The following is a 16097-nucleotide window of genomic DNA, read 5'->3' as shown; positions in this document are numbered from 1 at the left end:
TGCGGGCCGCGTCAGATCACTTCCAGCTCGGCATTGAGCGCGCCCGAGGCCTTGATGGCCTGCAGGATGGCCAGCAGGTCCTGCGGCGTGGCGCCCAGTGCATTGAGCGCGCGCACCACGTCGGCGAGTTGCGGCGAGGCCGGCACCTGGTAGAGGATGCCCGGCTCCTGCTTGATCTGGATGGCGGCCTGCTGGGCCACCACCGTCTGGCCGCCCGACAGCGGCGCCGGCTGGCTCACCACCGGCTGCGAGCTGATGGTCACCGACAGGTTGCCATGGGCGATGGCGCAGGGGTTGAGCGTCACCGCCTGGTTCAGCACGATGGAGCCCGTGCGCGCGTTGATCACCACCTTGGCCGCGGGCGCGGCCTGCTCCAGCGTCAACTCTTCGAGCTGGGCGATGAAGCTCACGCGTGCATCCGAGTCGCCGGGCGCACGCACCTGCACCGTGCGGCCGTCCATGGCGCGGGCCATGCCGCTGCCCATGCGGCGGTTGATGGCCTCGGCCACGCGGCTGGCGGTCTGGAAGTCGGCCGCGTTCAGGCCCAGGTTGATGGTGTCGCCATCGAGCAGGGGCGTGGGCACGGCCCGTTCCACCTGCGCGCCCTCGGGCACGCGGCCGGCGCTCAGGTGGTTGATCTGCACCTTGCTGCCGGCGGCCGCGGCACCGGCGCCACCCACCACCACGTTGCCCTGGGCGATGGCGTAGATCTCGCCGTCGGCACCGCGCAGCGGCGTGGCCACCAGCATGCCGCCCTTGAGCGAGCGGGCATTGCCCATGGAGGCGACCGTCACGTCCACCGCCTGGCCCGGCTGCGCGAAGGCCGGCAGCTGGGCCGTGACGATCACGGCCGCCACGTTCTTGAGCTGCAGCTGGCTGGCCCGGTTGTCGGGCAGCGTGATGCCCAACTGCTGCAGGTAGTTGGCCACGCTCTGCGTGGTGAAGGGCATCTGCGTGGTCTGGTCGCCGGTGCCATCCAGGCCCACCACCAGGCCGTAGCCGGTCAACTGGTTGCTGCGCACGCCCTGCACGGCGGCCACTTCCTTGATGCGCACCGCCTGCGCCGGCGCCAGCAGGGCCAGGCCCAGTGCGGCACCCGCCAGCAGGCGGTGGATGGTCTTTGTCGTGTTGTTCATTTCCCCTCGATCCTGTCGTGCGTCGCGGCTGCCGCTAGAAGGGCATCACGTTCATGAAGAAGCGGCTGAGCCAGGGCATGACCTGGGCCTCGCCCTGGGCGCCGCGGCCGCGCGACTCGATGCGCACATTGGCCACCTGCGTCGAGTTGACGACGCTGCCCGGGCCGATGGCGCGCGGGTCCACCGTGCCCGAGAAGCGCAGCACGTCCACGTTCTGGTTCACGCCGATCTGCTTTTCGCCCACCACCACCAGGTGGCCGTTGGGCAGCACGTCCACCACCGTCGAGGTGATGGTTCCGTAGAAGGTGTTGGCGGCCTCGGTGCCGCCCTTGCCGGCGAAGTCGGTGGCGGAGTTGCCGGCCGCGCTGGCGCGGGTGAAGGAGTTGGCGCTGATGAAGGGCAGGGCGGTGACGCCCGCGCTCAGGCTGTCCTTCTTGTTCACCGTCGACGTGGACTTCTGGCTGGCGGTCAGCGTCTCCACGATGTTGATGGTGACCGTGTCGCCGGCCATGCGTGCGCGCCGGTCCTCGAACAGCGGCCGGTAGCTCGCGTTGTGGTACAGGCTGCCCGTGGCCGCGCGGGGTGTCTGCAACTGCGTGGGATAGGTGATCTGCGGGCGCGTGTCGGGAATGTCCACCTGCGGCGTGTTGGCCAGGGTGGAGCAGCCAACGAACACGATGGGTGAGAACGCCAGCGCTGCAAAGCGCGCAATGCGCAGGCACCCGCGGAGCCGGCTTTGCTGGGCCGCCGGGTGCGCCCCCTTGAGGGGGGATTCGGCTACATGAAATGAGCAAGAAACGGTGGGGGTCATAGTTGCCCCAATTTCTGCAGCATCTGGTCGCTGGTCTGGATCGCCTTCGAATTCATCTCGTAGGCGCGCTGCGTCTGGATCATCGACACCAGCTCGGTGACCACGTTGACGTTCGAGGTCTCCAGCATGCCCTGCACCACCGTGCCCAGGCCATTGGTGCCCGCGGTGCCGCCATTGGGCTGGCCCGAGGCCGCCGTCTCGGCGAAGAGGTTGTCGCCACGCGGCTCCAGGCCGGCCGGGTTGATGAAGTTGACCAGCGCGATGGTGCCGATGTTCTGCGGCGTCGCGTTGTTGGGCAGCGTTGCCGTGACGGTGCCGTCCGTGGCCACGCTCACGCTGGTGGCGGTGGTCGGCACGGTGATGCCGTTGGCGATCGGCAGGCCCGAGGAGGTGACGATGCGACCCTGCGCATCCACCTGGAAGGAGCCGTCGCGCGTGTAGCCGGTGCTGCCGTCGGGCATGGTCACCTGGAAGAAGCCGTTGCCCTTGATCGCCATGTCCAGCTGGTTGGTGGTGGACTGCAGGCTGCCCTGGGTGAAGGAGCGGCTGGTGGCGATGGTGCGCACGCCCAGGCCCAGCTGCAGGCCGGTGGGCAGCTGCGTCTGCTCGTTGGCATTGGCGCCCACCTGCCGCAGGTTCTGGTACATCAGGTCCTGGAACACCGCGTTGGCGCGCTTGTAGCCGGTGGTCGAGACGTTGGCCAGGTTGTGGGAGATGACGTCCAGCTGGGTCTGCTGGGCCTCCATGCCGGTCTTCGAGATCCAGAGCGAATTGATCATGGCGGTGTGCCTGCGGTGTAAAGTGGAATCAGCCCTGCACGCTCAGCAGCTGGGCGGCGGACTTGTCGGCGGTTTCGGTGGTCTGCAGCAGGCGCATCTGCTGCTCGAACTGGCGGGCGGCGGCGATCATGCCGACCATGGTCTCGACCGGGTTCACGTTCGAGCCTTCGAGCGCGCCGGTCTCCAGGCGCGCATTGGCATCGGCGGGCAGCACATCGCCCTCGCCGGGGCGGAACAGGCCGTCGGTGCCGCGGGTGAGCGGCGTCTCGGACGTGGCGAGTTTGATGCGGCCCAGCACCGCGGCCGGCTGGCCGGTCTGCTGCGCGCTGATCGTGCCGTCGGTGCCCACGGTGAGGCTGGCGCCGGCCGGCACGTCGATGGGCGAGCCACCGTCGGAGAGCACCAGCAGCCCGCCGCTCGTGGTCAGCGCGCCCTCGGGCGAGATCTGGAAGGCACCGCTGCGGGTGTAGGCCTCGGTGCCGTCCAGGCCCTGAACGGCGAACCAGGCGTTGCCCTGGGCCGTCATATCCAGGTCGCGGCCGGTGCGCTGCAGCGCGCCGGGGCGGCTGTCGTAGCCGGTGGTGGTCTCCATGGCGAACACGCGCGTGGTGGCGCCGTCGCCGCGCAGCGGCACCGCGCGGAAGTTGGCCAGTTCGGCGCGAAAGCCCGGCGTCGAGGCATTGGCCAGGTTGTTCGCGAGCACGGACTGGCGCTGCGCCGCGGCGCTGGCGCCGGTCATCGCGGTGTAGATCAGGCGGTCCATGCGTGCTCAGCCCGTCCGTCGATCAGCGGAGGTTGACCAGCGTCTGCAGGACCTGGTCCTGCGTCTTGATCGTCTGGGCATTGGCCTGGTAGGCGCGCTGCGTGGTCATCATGTCGACCAGCGCGGCGGTCAGGTCGACGTTGGAGTCTTCCAGCGCCTTGCTCTGGATCGAGCCGAACACGCCTTCGCCCGGCGCGCCCAGCAGCGGCTGACCCGAGGCGGTGGTCTCGAACCAATAGCCGGAATCGGTGATGCCCAGGCCCTGCGGATTGCGGAAGTCCGCCAGTGCGACCTGGCCGGCCGCCTGCGTCTGGTTGTTGGAATAGGTCGCCATCAGCGTGCCGGTGTCGTCGATGGTCAGGCTGGTGAGCTGGCCGGCGGTGTAGCCGTCCTGCGTCAGGTCGTTGACCGTGAAGCTGGAGCTGACCTGCTTGAGCTTGCTCAGGTCCAGCGAGGCGGTGAAGGTCTGCGTGGGATCGTTGGGCGACGACAGCGTGAGCGTCTGCGTGCCGCCGCTGGTCAGGTTGCCCGAGGCGTCGAAGCCGATCTGGAAGGGGGTGGAGGCCGACGGCGTGCTGCCGTTGACGCTGGTGTAGACGTTCCAGGTGTTGTTCGCCGTCTTCTGGAAATACATGCCCACCTCCACCTTGAGGCCCTGGGCGTCGTACGCGGTCATCGAGGTGCTGTACTTGGACAGGTCGGCGGTGCTGGTGGACACGGCGGCCGATGCGTCCAGCGTGATGTCGGCGCTGACGGCCGAGGTGCGCTTGGCCGGCACGGTGCCGGTGGGCACCACCAGCGTCTGGAGGGTGGAGCTGGTGCGGTTGCCCTTGGCATCCGTCGGATAGCCCATCAGCTTGGCGCCGGTGGCCGTCACGATGGTGCCGGAGGCGTCCTTCTTGAAGTTGCCCGCGCGGGTGTAGGCGGCGCTGCCGTCGGGCATCGTCACCTCGAAGAAGCCGTTGCCGTTGATGGCCAGGTCGAGCGCGTTGTTGGTGGCGTTGATGTTGCCCTGCGTGAACTGCTGGGACACGTTGCCCACCATCACGCCCATGCCGCCGGTCACGCTGTTGGTGCCGGCCGCGGCGGCCGCATACACCTCGGCGAACTCGACCCGGGAGGACTTCATGCCGGTGGTGCCGGCATTGGCGATGTTGTGCCCGATCACGTCGAGGCTGCGGCTGGCGGCGTTGAGTCCGGCGATGGCCTGCTGAAAGCTCATGGAAGGCTCCTGGGTCAGAGAATCGAGTAGATGGCGGAATACGGCTTGCTGCCGTTGCGGCTGAGGTTGAGCGTCAGCCCGTCGCTGGTGGTGCTCACCGAGGTCACGCTGTCGTACATCAGCGTGGTGCTGCCCACGGCATCGCCCTTGTTGGTGGCGGTGACGCTGAAGCTCAGCTCCTGGTCGCTGGGATAGCCCGAGGCGTCGAGCGTGATGTCGTGCTCGCCGGCCGGCAGCGCGCCCAGCGACTTGGTATCGATCACCTGGCCGGCGGCGTTGGTGACCTTGACCGTGACCTCGGTGGCGGCCGCGTCCAGCACGACGGCCCCCATGGCCGTCTTGCCGTCGCTGCTGTAGGCCAGCGTCTTGCCTTCGGTGAGCACGTTCTTGCCCACCACGGCGGCGGCCTGCAGGGTCTGCGTGGTCGAGGCCTGGGTGGCCAGGCCGCTGACGGTGCTGTTGAGCTTCTCGATGCCGGTGACGGTGTTGATCTGCGCGATCTGCGAGGTCAGCTGTGCGTTGTCCATCGGGTTCATCGGGTCCTGGTTGCTCAGCTGGGCGACCAGCAGCTTCAGGAAGCGGTCCTGCAGGTCCGCGGCCGAGGTGGAGGCGAGCGACGAGGCGCCGCCCGTGCTGCCGGTGGTGCTGTTGCTGGCGGTGGTGCCGGTGACGGTGCTCATGCGGAGGTTCCTGCGGCGGTGGCGATGTCGGGGATGCGGGTCACTGGCCCAGCTGCAGCGTCTTGAGCAGCAGGCTCTTGGCCGTGTTCATCACTTCGACGTTGTTCTGGTAGGAACGCGAGGCCGAGATCATGTTGACCATCTCCTCCACCGCGTTGACGTTGGAATAGGTGACATAGCCGTCGGCGTCGGCCAGCGGATTGCCGGGCTCGTGCACGCGCCGGCCCGGGTCCTGCCGTTCGGTGACGGCGTCGACGCGCACGCCGGCCGAATAGCTCTTGCCCGCGGTCGTGGGGTCGCCCTCGGCGCCGGCATCGCCCAGGTCCACGGTCTGGAAGACCACCTGCCTCGCCTTGTAGGCCTTGCCGTCCGGCCCGGCCGTGGCGTCCGCATTGGCCAGGTTGCTGGCCACGACGTTCAGGCGCTGCGACTGCGCGCTCACCGCGCTGCCGGAGATGCCGAAGATGGAGAACATGGACATGGCGGCCGCGCCCTATCTTTCGTGGTCTGTCGGGTGGATCGAGCGGCCGCGGAGCAGGCCATGCCAGAGCGTCCGCGGAACCGGCTTTGCCGGGCCGCCGGGCGCGCCCCTTCGAGGGGGTCGGCGGAGCGCGAAGCGCGCAGATTGGGGGTGTTCCATGTCATTGCCCCTGGATGGCGGACAGAAGCGTCTTGCCCTGGCCATTGAGGAAGCGCAGCGTGGCCTCGTAGCGCACGGCGTTGTCGGCGAAGGCGGCGCGCTCGCGGTCCAGGTCCACGCTGTTGCCGTCCATGGCGGGCTGCACCTGGGCGGTGTAGGCCAGGCTGCCGCCGGCATCGCTGGTGCGCGGCGCCAGCCGGAAGTGCCGGCCGTCGCTGCGGCCATCGTCGGCCGCGGTCGCCTGCGCCGGGCTGCCCGCGGCGCCGCTGCGGTCGCCGGCGGTGGCCTCGGACAGCGCGGCGGCAAAGTCCAGCTCGCGCGCGGCGTAGCCGGGCGTGTCGGCATTGGCGATGTTCCCGGCGATCACGCGCTGGCGCTCGGCGCGCAGCATCAGTGCCTGGCCCTGGAAGTCCATCGACTGCGTCAGCTTGTCCAGCATGCGTGATCCTTGGTGTGGCGAAGGGAGGAGGGCGGTGTGCCACCCCGTGAAGGGACGGACGCCACCGTGCGGAAATTGTGGGCGGGAGGCCCCGGGGCGAATGGCGGGAACAAAGGCGGCTTTTCCGGGCTGTTTCCGGCTTTGGCACGGCGGGCCCCTGTCTACAGTGCATCGCATCCCGCCAATGGCCGGCCTGCGCGCCGAGCCATGGCGCCATGCCGCCGGTGCCCGTGCACCCGGTCGGCGCCTTTCTTGCCCCCGGCCCCGGCCGACCCTTGCCGCCGTCCTGCCATGTCCCGCTCGCACCGCTGCTTCCTGAAGAACCTGGCCGCCGCCCTGGGTCTCGCCCTGGCCGCCCTGGCTCCGGCGCTCGCCCAGACCCCCGGCGGCGCCGGTACGCTGCCGGGCATCGGCGGCGAGATGGGCGCCGATTTCGTGGCCGCCGCCCAGCACTGGGTGGACGATGCCGTGGCCCAGGGCCGCGGCGCCGCCGGCACCGACATGGCGCCCCTGCGCATGGAGGTGAGCGTTGGCACGCTGGACAGCCGGCTGCGCCTGGCGCCCTGCGCCAGCGTCGAGCCCTACCTGCCACCCGGCCAGCGCCTGTGGGGCCGCAGCCGGCTCGGCCTGCGCTGCGTGGACGGCGCCGTGCGCTGGAACGTCTTCCTGCCCGTGACGGTCAAGGCCATCGGCCCGGCCTGGGTGCTGCGCGACGGCGTGGCGCCGGGGGCGGTGCTGCAGGCGGGCGACGCCGTGCAGGCCGAGGCCGACTGGGCCGCGGATGCGTCGCCGGTGGTGGCCGATCCGGCCCAGTGGGTGGGGCGCGTCGCCACCCGGGCGCTGGCGGCCGGCCAGCCGATCCGCCAGGCCATGGTGCGCACGCAGCAGGTGCTGCAGGCGGGCGCCTCGGTCCGCATCCTGGCGGGTGGGCGCGGCTTCGAGGTCAGCACCGAGGGCCAGGCCCTCAGTGCGGGCGGGGTGGGCGAGGCGGTGCGCGTGCGCATGCCCAACGGACGCATCGCCACCGGACAGGTGGTCGACGCCGGGACGGTGCGCATGGCGCTCTAGGAATGCGCTTCACGAACGCGCGCGTGGTGGGCATCTGCGGACGCGGGCGATCGAAGAAAGTCGAAAAAAAGTCCTCAAGTTCCCCGGGAGGCCGCCGAAAAACAGTGACGCCGCCCTTCCAAGGGCGCATGGAGTCCAGTCATGAAAGTCGGTGCAAGCAATGAAGTCGGCCTGATCGCCACCGGTGCGGTGCGGTCGGACCGCGCCGCCACCACCGCGGCGGAGTCGGGTGGCGCCCGGGCCGAGGCCGGGGTGTCGGTCGACGTGTCGTCCACGGTGCAGTCGCTCGGCCGCACCGGTTCGGGCTCGGGCATCGACGAGGCCAAGGTCGCCTCGATGCGCGAAGCCATCGCCAACGGCACTTTCACCGTCGATGCCGGCGCCGTGGCCGACAAGATGCTCGCCAACGCTCAGGAAATGCTGAGCCGCACAAGAGGTTGAACGCCATGCATGCCCCCCTGATGATCGACACCCGCGAGTCCACCGAAGAGCTGTTGCAGGAAGTCGAGCGCCAGCTCGACGCCGTGGATGCCCGCCTGCTCGAAGGCGACGCCCCGGCGCTGGAGGCCGCCTGCAACGGCATGCGCCAGGTTGCCAGCGGTTTCAGCAACGTGCTGGAGTCGGCGCTGTCGGCCGAGGTGTTCGACGCCGACTTCCGCGACCGCATCGAAGGCGTCGCCCAGCGGCTGCGCGTGATGCGTGCCGGCATCGCCCGCCGCGCCGCCGCCGTGGAGCGCAGCCTGTCGGCCCTGCTGGGCACACAGGACATGCCCACCTACGGCGCCGGCCTGGGCCAGCGCGCCATGTTCGGCGCCGCGGCGCGCGGTGCCTCGGCCGGCATGCACTGAGCCGGTCCGCGCGCCCGTCCGGCGCGCCCCATGAAAAAGCCCCGGCCGGATGGCGCGGGGCTTTTTCATGTGCGTCCGGTTCAGGTCGGCCGCAGCGACTGGTGGCCCAGCCGCCGTGACACCGCGGCCCCGCAGGCCTTGGCAGCCTTGGCCTGGGTGCCGTTCCAGTCGGTGTCGAAGGAGCGCGAGCGCCCCATCAGCGTGATGCCCAGGACGATGTTGCCCGAATAGTCGAACACCGGCGCCGCGAAAGAGCACACCCCCGGCGTGGGGTTGTTGACGGCGCGGGAGACGCCGTGCTCGCGCACCTCCTGCAGCAGGGCCTGCAGGTTGTCGGGTTCGGCGGGCTGGGCGATGTCCGGGCCCAGGCGGCGCGCATCCTCCAGCAGCGATTCCTCGATCAGCCGCGCCGGCAGGTAGGCCGCGAACAGCCGGCCGGTGGCCGTGGAGGCCAGCGACATCACCGTGCCGGTGCGGATGTTGGTGTGCAGCGGGTAGATGGCGTCAAACAGGAACACGATGGTCGGCCCCTGGTTGCCCCATACCGACAGCGCCACGCTGTGCCCCGTCTCGCGGGCCAGGTCTTCGGCGAAGGGCACCGCCTCGCGCACCGGATTGAGCATGCGCAGCGTCACCAGGCCCAGCTGCATGGCCGTGGGCCCCAGCCAGTAATGGCCGGTGGAGGCCTCCTGCGTCACCAGCCCCAGCTTGGAGAAGCTCACGAGGTAGGGGTGCGCCTTGCCCGGCGCCATGTCGGCCGCCTTGGCCAGTTCGCGCAGCGGCATGGGCCGGCCATGTGCGCCCAGCGCCAGCAACAGCTGGCCGCCGGCCTCCACCGACTGGATGCCCCGCCGTTCCTTTTCCGCGTTCGATTCGCCCGGGTCGTTGTCCGAAAGGCCCATGGATGTCTCCTAACGCTTCGATCTTATCAAACACATTATCCCAGGGTAAACGATTAGATTGAGAAAGATGCGTTAGCTCAATACTAACGACACGGCAACGCGTTCCTCCTGAACCGTGTGGGCCGAGGAGACATGGCGAATGACTGAAGGACAAGAGATCTACGACGTGCTGGTGGTCGGCACCGGCGCGTCCGGCATGTCCGCCGCAGTGACGGCGGCGCACCAGGGGCTCAAGGTGCTGGTGGTGGACAAGGCCCCGCTGTATGGCGGCACCACGGCACGGTCGGGAGGCTGGCTGTGGATTCCCGGCACCCGGCTGGCCACGGAGCAGGGCATCCACGAACCGCCCGGCGCCGCACGGACCTACCTGCAGCACGAGGCGACCACCCATTTCGACGCGGCCCGCGTCGACGCCTTCCTGGAGAACGGCCCGAAGGCCATCGATTTCTTCACCCGCAACACCTGCGTGCAGTTCGACATGCCGCCGGTGTTCCCCGACTACCACGCCGAGGCGCCCGGCGGCCAGCCGGGCGGGCGCTCCATGGTCACCCGTCCCTTCGACGCCCGCGAGCTGGGCGAGCGCGTGGCGCAACTGGCGCCCCCGGTGCCCGAGCTCACGGTGTTCGGGATGATGCTGGGCTCGGGCAAGGAGCTGTGGCACTTCCTGCGGGCCTTCAAGTCGCTCGAATCCTTCCTGTATGTGGCACGGCGCTTCGGCGGCCACTTGCTGGACGTGCTGCGCCATGGCCGCGGCATGACGCTGACCAACGGCAATGCGCTGGCCGGCCGGCTGGCCAAGGCCGGCATGGACCTGGGCATTCCCGTGTGGCTGAACGCGCCGGTCAGCAAGCTGCTCGTGGAGGGCGACGCCGTGGTCGGCGCCACCGTCGTGCGCGACGGCGTGCCTACCGAGGTGCGGGTGCGCCGTGGCGTCGTGCTGGCCTGCGGCGGCTTTCCCTACGACGTGGAGCGCCGCAAGCAGCTCTTTCCGCATGCGCCCACAGGGCGGGAGCATTTCACGCCCTCGCCACCGCTCAACACCGGCGACGGCCTGCGCCTGGGCGAATCGGTGGGTGGCTGGGTCGATCCGACCATCCCGAACGCGGCGGCCTGGTGCCCCACCTCGGTCCTGCAGCGCAAGGACGGCTCGCAGGGCGTGATGCCCCACTTCATCGACCGGGCCAAGCCGGGCGTCATCGCCGTCACGCCCGACGGTCGCCGCTTCGCCAACGAGGCGCTGTCGTACCACGACTTCGTGCAGCGCCTGGTCAAGGCCTGCGCGGGCCTGCCGGCGGTGAGCTGCTGGCTCGTCTGCGACCACAAACACTTGCGCGAATACGGCATGGGTGCGGTGGCGCCGTTCCCGCTGCCCATCGGCAAATACCTGCGCAACGGCTACCTGCGCCGTGGTCGCACGCTGGAGGAACTGGCCCGTGTCATCGAGGTGCCGCCCGCGGCCCTGCAGGAGGAGGTACAGGCCTTCAACCGTGACGCCGCCAGCGGCAACGACAGCCGCTTCCAGAAGGGCAGCACCGCCTACAACCGCTACCAGGGCGACTCGCTGGTCAAGCCCAATCCCTGCATGGCGCCGATCCAGAACGGGCCCTTCTACGCGATCCGGCTGGTGGTCGGCGAGATCGGCACCTTCGCGGGGCTGGCCACCGATGCCAGCTGCCGCGTGCTGAGCCAGCAGGGCCGGCCGATTCCGGGCCTGTTCGCGGTCGGCAACGACGCGGCCAGCGTCATGGGCGGCAACTACCCCGGTGCGGGCATCACGCTGGGCCCGGCGCTGACCTTCGGCTACGTGGTGGGCAATGTGCTGGCCCGGCAGGGCGAGCTGGGTGCGCCCGCCGCCACGCCCGCGCTGGCGCCCGCCTTCGCACAGTTCGACACGCTGCCGGCCTGAGCACGGCGGCTGCACTTTCCCTCGACGCTTCCTTCCTTCACTCCATGGACATCTCAGAACTCACGGCACCGCGTGTGCTGGCGGGCCGGACCGCGCTCGTCACCGGGGCCGGGCAGGGCAACGGCCGGGCCATCGCCTGCGGCCTGGCCCGGGCCGGCGCCACCGTGGTCGTCACCGACCTGCACGAAGGCAATGCGCAGGCCGTCGCGGCCGAGATCGAGGCCGCAGGCGGCCGGGCCTGCGCCTATGGGCTCGACGTCACCTCGCCCGAGGCCTGCGCCGCGCTGGCCGCCACGGTGTCGGCCCAGGTGGCGGACCTGGACATCCTGGTCAACAACGCCGGCATCCTGGTGCGCGAGGGCATGGACAGCGCGCAGGCCGCGTCGAACCTGTCGCGCACGCTGGACGTGAACGTCATGGGCACCTTCCATCCCACCCAGGCCTGGCTGCCGGCGCTGCGGCGCACCCGCGGGGTCGTCATCAACGTGGCGTCGATCGCCGCCAGCGTCGGCATCCCGGGCGTGGTGGGCTATTCGCCCTCCAAGGGCGCGGTACGGCTCATGACCCAGGCGCTGGCCGTCGAACTGGCGCGCGACGGCGTGCGCGTGAACGCCATCGCGCCCGGTGTCATCGAGACGCCGATGACGGCCTACACCCGCGAGGCGCCCGAGCGGCTCGAGCGCTTCATGCAGCGCACGCCCATGGGCCGCGTCGGGCAGCCCGAGGAACTGGTGGGGCCCGTCGTGTTCCTGGCCTCGCCCATGGCCAGCTACGTCACCGGCGTCACGCTGCCGGTGGACGGCGGCTTCCTCGCGGCCTGATCGCACACCGGCATCACGCGGGAACACGCCGGGTTCCCTTTCCCTTCGAACAACACAGCAGGAGACAGACATGCGCCTTCCGACCTTCTTCAAGCGGGCCTTGCTCGCCGCCGGCCTGGCCGCCGCTGCCGCGGCCGCCAGCGCGCAGGACATCAAGCTGGGCTACAACGGCGACCTCTCGGCCTCGCCCTCCGCGCAGAGCGGCCAGGCCGCGGTGCTGGGCATGGAGGCGGCCATCGCCGACATCAACGCGGCCGGCGGCGTGCTCGGCCGCAAGCTGGTGCTGGTGACGCGCGACGACACCTCGGCGCCACCCAAGTCCATCCAGAACATGAGCGAGCTGGTCGACAACGAGAAGGTGGCGGCGGTGTTCGGCCCCACCAATTCCGGCAATGCCATGGCCTGGAAGCACATCGCCAACCAGAAGAAGGTGCCGGTGATCGGCAACGTGGGCTCGGGCACCGACATCACCAAGCCCATGAGCCCCGGCGCCGACAACTACATGTTCCGCGTCTCGATGGTGGACCGCGAGCAGGTGGCGGCGCTGATGGCCTATGTGAAGAAGAACGCCGAGAAGTCCAGGGTGGTGGGCCTGATGGCCGAGACCACCGGCTACGGCCAGGGCGGCCTGAAGGACATGGAGGAGATCGCCAAGCTGCAGGGCATCAAGGTCGCGGCCACCGAGCGCTTCGGCGTCGGCGACACCGACATGACCTCGCAGTTGGGCAAGATGAAGTCGGCTGGCGTGGACACCGTCGTGGTCTGGGCCCAGGGCACGCCCATCGCGCAGCTGGTGCGCAGCATGGAGAAGATCGACTACTTCCCGCTGGTGCTCACCTCGTGGGCGGCTGACAACATCACCTTCTACGACGCGGCGGGCAAGGCGCTGGCCGAGAAGCCCATCTTCATGCGCACGGTGAGCGAAACCCGCACGCCGGTGCAGCAGAAGCTGTTCGACCGCATCGGCGCGCGGCTGAAGGCGCCGGGCTCCTTCTCCTTCGCGCTGCATGGCTACGACTCGGTCATGCTGTATGCCGCGGCGGCGAAGCAGGCCGGCAGCGTCGACGGTCCGGCCGTGCGCGCCGCGCTGGAGGATCTCAAGGCACCGGTTCAAGGCGTGCTCAAGACCTACGACAAGCCCTTCAGCAAGACCAACCACGAGGCCCTGACCGCCAAGGACCTGGTCTGGATCCGCTGGAAGGACGGCAAGCTGATGCCCTACACCGACCCCGTGATCGGCGGCCTGGCCCAGGCGGACTTCAAGCAGTAAGGCGCTGCCGTCGGGCGGCATCGCGGTCCGGCCACGGCCGGACCGGCTCTTTCTTCGGAGGCAGACATGACAGAGGCGCTCCTGCAGGCGATTCTCAGCGGCCTGGCCGTGGGCGGTGCCTACGCGCTGGTGGCGCTGGGCTTCAGCATCACCTTCACGACCACCAAGACGCTCAACTTCTCGCACGGGGAGTTCGTCTCCGCCGGCGCCTTCATCGGCATGAGCGCGCTCTTCCTGGTGCTGGGGCTGCCGGTGAGCTCCACCAGCTTCGGCAGCGCGCAGCCCGGGGCCAGTGCGCAGCTGCTGGCCCTGGCCGGCGCACTGGGTGTGATGGGCGTGCTGGGGTGGCTGCTGTACATGGTGGGCGTGCGACCCTTTGCCGGCCGGCCGGGCATGGCCTGGGTGATGAGCACGCTGGGCTTCGGCGTCATCCTGCAGAGCATCGGCCTGGCCATCTGGGGGCCCAAGCCGGTGGTGGTGCCGGGCCCGGTGGGCGACTCGGTGATCCGCATCCTGGGCGTGGGCGTGCGCCCGCAGGAGCTGCTCACGCTGGGCGTGGCGGCGGTGGTGATGCTGGGCTTCGACTGGGTGATGAACCGCACCATGATCGGCAAGGCCATGCGCGCGGTGGCGGCCAACGGCAACGTCGCGAGCCTCATGGGCATCAATACGCAGGCCGTGATGATCGGCGCCTTCGTCGCCAGCTCGGCGCTGGCGGGCCTGTCGGGCTTCCTGCTGGCGCCCATCGCGCAGGCCTCGCTCTTCATGGGCCTGACGGTGGGACTCAAGGGCTTTTCGGGCGCCATGATCGGCGGCCTGGGCAATCCGCGCGGCTGCGTCATCGGCGGCTTTGCGCTGGGCGTGCTGGAGTCGCTGGTCAACCTGTGGCAGGCGCAGTGGCGCGAGGTGGCGGTGTTCGCGCTGGTCATCCTGGTGCTGGCTTTCCGGCCCACGGGCCTGTTCGGCAAGCCGGTGGTGGAGAAGGTATGAACGCCCGGCATTTGGTCGGCGTGCTGCTGGCGGCCGCCGCCGTCATCGGCGCCACGGCACTGGTCGACAACGACTACTACCTGCGCATCGTGTTCATGATGTGCGTCTACTACCTGTGCGCGGCGGGCATGAACGTGCTGGTCGGCTTTGCCGGGCAGAAGTCGCTGGGCCAGGCTGGACTGTTCGCCGCGGGCGCCTACGCCGTGGCATTGCTCACCAGCCGCACCGAGATCAGTCCCTGGCTGGCGCTGCTGGCCGCCGCGGCCGTCTCGGCCCTGTGCGGCGTGTTGATCGCGCTGCCGTCGCTGCGCGTCAAGGGCCCCTACCTGGCGATGGTGACCCTGGCCTTCGGCATCGTGGTCGAGAAGCTGGTGGGGGAGTGGACCGACGTCTTCGGCGGCGCGCAGGGCATCTACGGTATCCGCCCGGTCACCTGGAACGGTCAGCCGCTCAGCTCGGCGCAGTGGGTGTGGTTCGGCGTGGTGCTGTGCGCGCTGACGCACCTGCTGCTGCGCAACCTGCTGGCGGGCCGCTTCGGGCGGGCGCTGCTGTCGCTGCAGGCGGACGAGATCGCGTCCTCGTCGGTGGGTGTGCGGGTGTACCGGGCCAAGGTGATCGCCTTCGTGGTGGCCGCGGTCACCTGCGGCGTGGCGGGTGCGCTCGTGGCGCAGCAGAACCAGTACATCAACTCCGACTTCATCACCTTCCACCTGTCCATCTTCATCCTGCTGCTGGTGCTGTTCGGCGGGGCGGGCTCCACCTATGGGCCGCTGGTGGGCACGGTGGTGCTGACGGCAGTGGATGCCGCGCTGTCGCGCTGGCCGTCGGCGCAGCATTTCCTCTACGGCTTCCTGCTGCTGTTCGCGCTCTATGCCATGCCGGGCGGGGTCACGGGCCTGTTCCGGCGCAAGGTCGGCCGCGGTGCCGCCCTGTCACCGGCGCAGGCGCCCGCCCCGACGGGCCCTGCGGCGGTTCCACGCATCGGGCCGCAGGCCGACGGCGAGCTGCTGGTGGTGCACGGGCTGACCAAGGCCTATGGCGGCGTCAAGCCGGCGCAGGACGTGTCGTTCCGGCTGCAGCGCGGTCACATCCATGCCCTCATTGGGCCCAATGGCGCCGGCAAGAGCACGATGATCAACATGCTCACCGGCGTCGTAGAGCCCAGCGCCGGATCGATCCGCTTCCTGGGCCGCGAGATCGCGGGCCGCCCGGTGCACGAGATCTGCGGCCTCGGCATGGGCCGCACCTTCCAGAACCTGCGGCTGTTCTCCGAGCTGTCCGTGCTCGACAACGTGATGCTGGGCCGGCACAGCCGCATGCACAACGGCTTCTTCGCCTCGCTCCTGGGCATGCCGGCGGCACGGCGCGAGGAGACGGCTACGCGCGAGCGTGCCCTGCAGCTGCTGGCGCTGGTGGACCTGGCCCACCTGGCCCACCAGCCGGCCGGCAGCCTGCCCTACGGCCTGCAGCGGCGCGCCGAGCTGGCGCGGGCGCTGGCCACCGAGCCGCAGCTGCTGCTGCTCGACGAGCCGGCCGCGGGCCTCAACCCGCAGGAGACCGCCGAGCTGGGCCAGCTGCTGCTGCGCATCGGCCGCTGCGGCGTCAGCATCCTGATGGTGGAGCACCACATGGACCTGGTGATGGCCGTGTCGGACCATGTCATCGTGCTGGACTACGGCATCAAGATCGCCGAAGGCACGCCGGCCGAGGTGCAGTGCAATCCGCGCGTGGTCGAGGCCTACCTCGGCACCGATGAACCGGAACCCGAGGCGCAGCCGGAGCCCGTCCCCGCGCCGGAACGCTGCGCCGCCTGAGGAGCCCG

17 protein-coding genes are annotated in these 16097 nt (G+C 69.9%); 8 read left to right on the top strand and 9 right to left on the bottom strand.

Features of this window, described 5'->3' with window-relative positions; translation table 11 throughout:
• Positions 1-11: 11 nt before the first annotated feature.
• From ABIC63_RS03610 to flgB, 8 genes are all read right to left on the bottom strand, one after another.
• Entirely contained in the window at positions 12-1136 is a 1125-nt protein-coding gene (locus ABIC63_RS03610; protein ID WP_294369688.1) for a flagellar basal body P-ring protein FlgI, read from the bottom strand.
• 34 nt (positions 1137-1170) lie between these two features.
• The gene (locus tag ABIC63_RS03605) at positions 1171-1812 is read right to left on the bottom strand and encodes a flagellar basal body L-ring protein FlgH (protein ID WP_354318697.1); all 642 of its coding nucleotides are present in this window, start codon (positions 1810-1812) and stop codon (positions 1171-1173) included.
• 131 nt (positions 1813-1943) lie between these two features.
• Positions 1944-2726, bottom strand: a complete 783-nt coding sequence (flgG, locus tag ABIC63_RS03600; protein WP_294369682.1) for a flagellar basal-body rod protein FlgG — start codon at positions 2724-2726, stop codon at positions 1944-1946.
• 28 nt (positions 2727-2754) lie between these two features.
• Positions 2755-3489: a flagellar basal body rod protein FlgF gene (locus tag ABIC63_RS03595; RefSeq protein WP_354318696.1), complete on the bottom strand. Its 735-nt coding sequence runs from the start codon at positions 3487-3489 to the stop codon at positions 2755-2757.
• 22 nt (positions 3490-3511) lie between these two features.
• Entirely contained in the window at positions 3512-4711 is a 1200-nt protein-coding gene (flgE, locus tag ABIC63_RS03590) for a flagellar hook protein FlgE (RefSeq protein ID WP_294369677.1), read from the bottom strand.
• 14 nt (positions 4712-4725) lie between these two features.
• On the bottom strand, positions 4726-5391 hold the full coding sequence (locus ABIC63_RS03585) for a flagellar hook assembly protein FlgD (RefSeq protein ID WP_294369674.1): 666 nt from the start codon (positions 5389-5391) through the stop codon (positions 4726-4728).
• A gap of 40 nt (positions 5392-5431) precedes the next feature.
• The gene (gene flgC / locus ABIC63_RS03580; RefSeq protein ID WP_017757311.1) at positions 5432-5872 is read right to left on the bottom strand and encodes a flagellar basal body rod protein FlgC; all 441 of its coding nucleotides are present in this window, start codon (positions 5870-5872) and stop codon (positions 5432-5434) included.
• A gap of 160 nt (positions 5873-6032) precedes the next feature.
• Entirely contained in the window at positions 6033-6470 is a 438-nt protein-coding gene (gene flgB, locus ABIC63_RS03575; protein ID WP_294369669.1) for a flagellar basal body rod protein FlgB, read from the bottom strand.
• 291 nt (positions 6471-6761) lie between these two features.
• On the opposite strand from flgB, the gene flgA reads away from it, so the two are divergent.
• The 3 genes from flgA (at position 6762) to ABIC63_RS03560 (ending at position 8386) form a co-directional block, all read left to right on the top strand.
• A complete protein-coding gene (gene flgA, locus ABIC63_RS03570) occupies positions 6762-7538 on the top strand; it encodes a flagellar basal body P-ring formation chaperone FlgA (RefSeq protein WP_234192343.1) in 777 nt (258 codons plus the stop codon).
• 141 nt (positions 7539-7679) lie between these two features.
• Positions 7680-7979: a flagellar biosynthesis anti-sigma factor FlgM gene (gene flgM, locus ABIC63_RS03565; protein ID WP_294369665.1), complete on the top strand. Its 300-nt coding sequence runs from the start codon at positions 7680-7682 to the stop codon at positions 7977-7979.
• A 5-nt stretch (positions 7980-7984) separates the two neighbouring features.
• Positions 7985-8386: a hypothetical protein gene (locus ABIC63_RS03560; RefSeq protein ID WP_234192341.1), complete on the top strand. Its 402-nt coding sequence runs from the start codon at positions 7985-7987 to the stop codon at positions 8384-8386.
• A gap of 80 nt (positions 8387-8466) precedes the next feature.
• On the opposite strand, the gene ABIC63_RS03555 is transcribed toward ABIC63_RS03560, so the two are convergent.
• Positions 8467-9288: an IclR family transcriptional regulator gene (locus ABIC63_RS03555; RefSeq protein ID WP_234192340.1), complete on the bottom strand. Its 822-nt coding sequence runs from the start codon at positions 9286-9288 to the stop codon at positions 8467-8469.
• 139 nt (positions 9289-9427) lie between these two features.
• Here ABIC63_RS03555 and ABIC63_RS03550 point away from each other — a divergent pair, with 139 nt between their 5' ends.
• The 5 genes from ABIC63_RS03550 (at position 9428) to ABIC63_RS03530 (ending at position 16089) form a co-directional block, all read left to right on the top strand.
• The gene (locus ABIC63_RS03550) at positions 9428-11194 is read left to right on the top strand and encodes an FAD-dependent oxidoreductase (protein ID WP_354318695.1); all 1767 of its coding nucleotides are present in this window, start codon (positions 9428-9430) and stop codon (positions 11192-11194) included.
• A gap of 44 nt (positions 11195-11238) precedes the next feature.
• Positions 11239-12015, top strand: coding sequence for an SDR family NAD(P)-dependent oxidoreductase (locus ABIC63_RS03545; RefSeq protein WP_354318694.1), 777 nt, complete (start codon positions 11239-11241; stop codon positions 12013-12015).
• Positions 12016-12085: 70 nt separating this feature from the next.
• Positions 12086-13285, top strand: coding sequence for an ABC transporter substrate-binding protein (locus ABIC63_RS03540; RefSeq protein ID WP_354318693.1), 1200 nt, complete (start codon positions 12086-12088; stop codon positions 13283-13285).
• Between the two features lie 66 nt (positions 13286-13351).
• Positions 13352-14275 carry a branched-chain amino acid ABC transporter permease gene (locus tag ABIC63_RS03535; RefSeq protein ID WP_354318692.1) on the top strand — a complete coding sequence of 308 codons (924 nt, stop codon included), beginning with the start codon at positions 13352-13354 and terminating at the stop codon, positions 14273-14275.
• On the top strand, positions 14272-16089 hold the full coding sequence (locus ABIC63_RS03530) for a branched-chain amino acid ABC transporter ATP-binding protein/permease (protein ID WP_354318691.1): 1818 nt from the start codon (positions 14272-14274) through the stop codon (positions 16087-16089). The genes ABIC63_RS03535 and ABIC63_RS03530 overlap by 4 nt, the downstream gene beginning before the upstream one ends.
• Positions 16090-16097 lie beyond the last annotated feature (8 nt).

Origin of the sequence: Pseudacidovorax sp. 1753, from assembly GCF_040544975.1 — a bacterium.
GTDB lineage: Bacteria > Pseudomonadota > Gammaproteobacteria > Burkholderiales > Burkholderiaceae_C > Xenophilus.
Note: the sequence above shows the minus strand (reverse complement) of the source record. Positions and strands in the feature narration are given on the sequence as shown.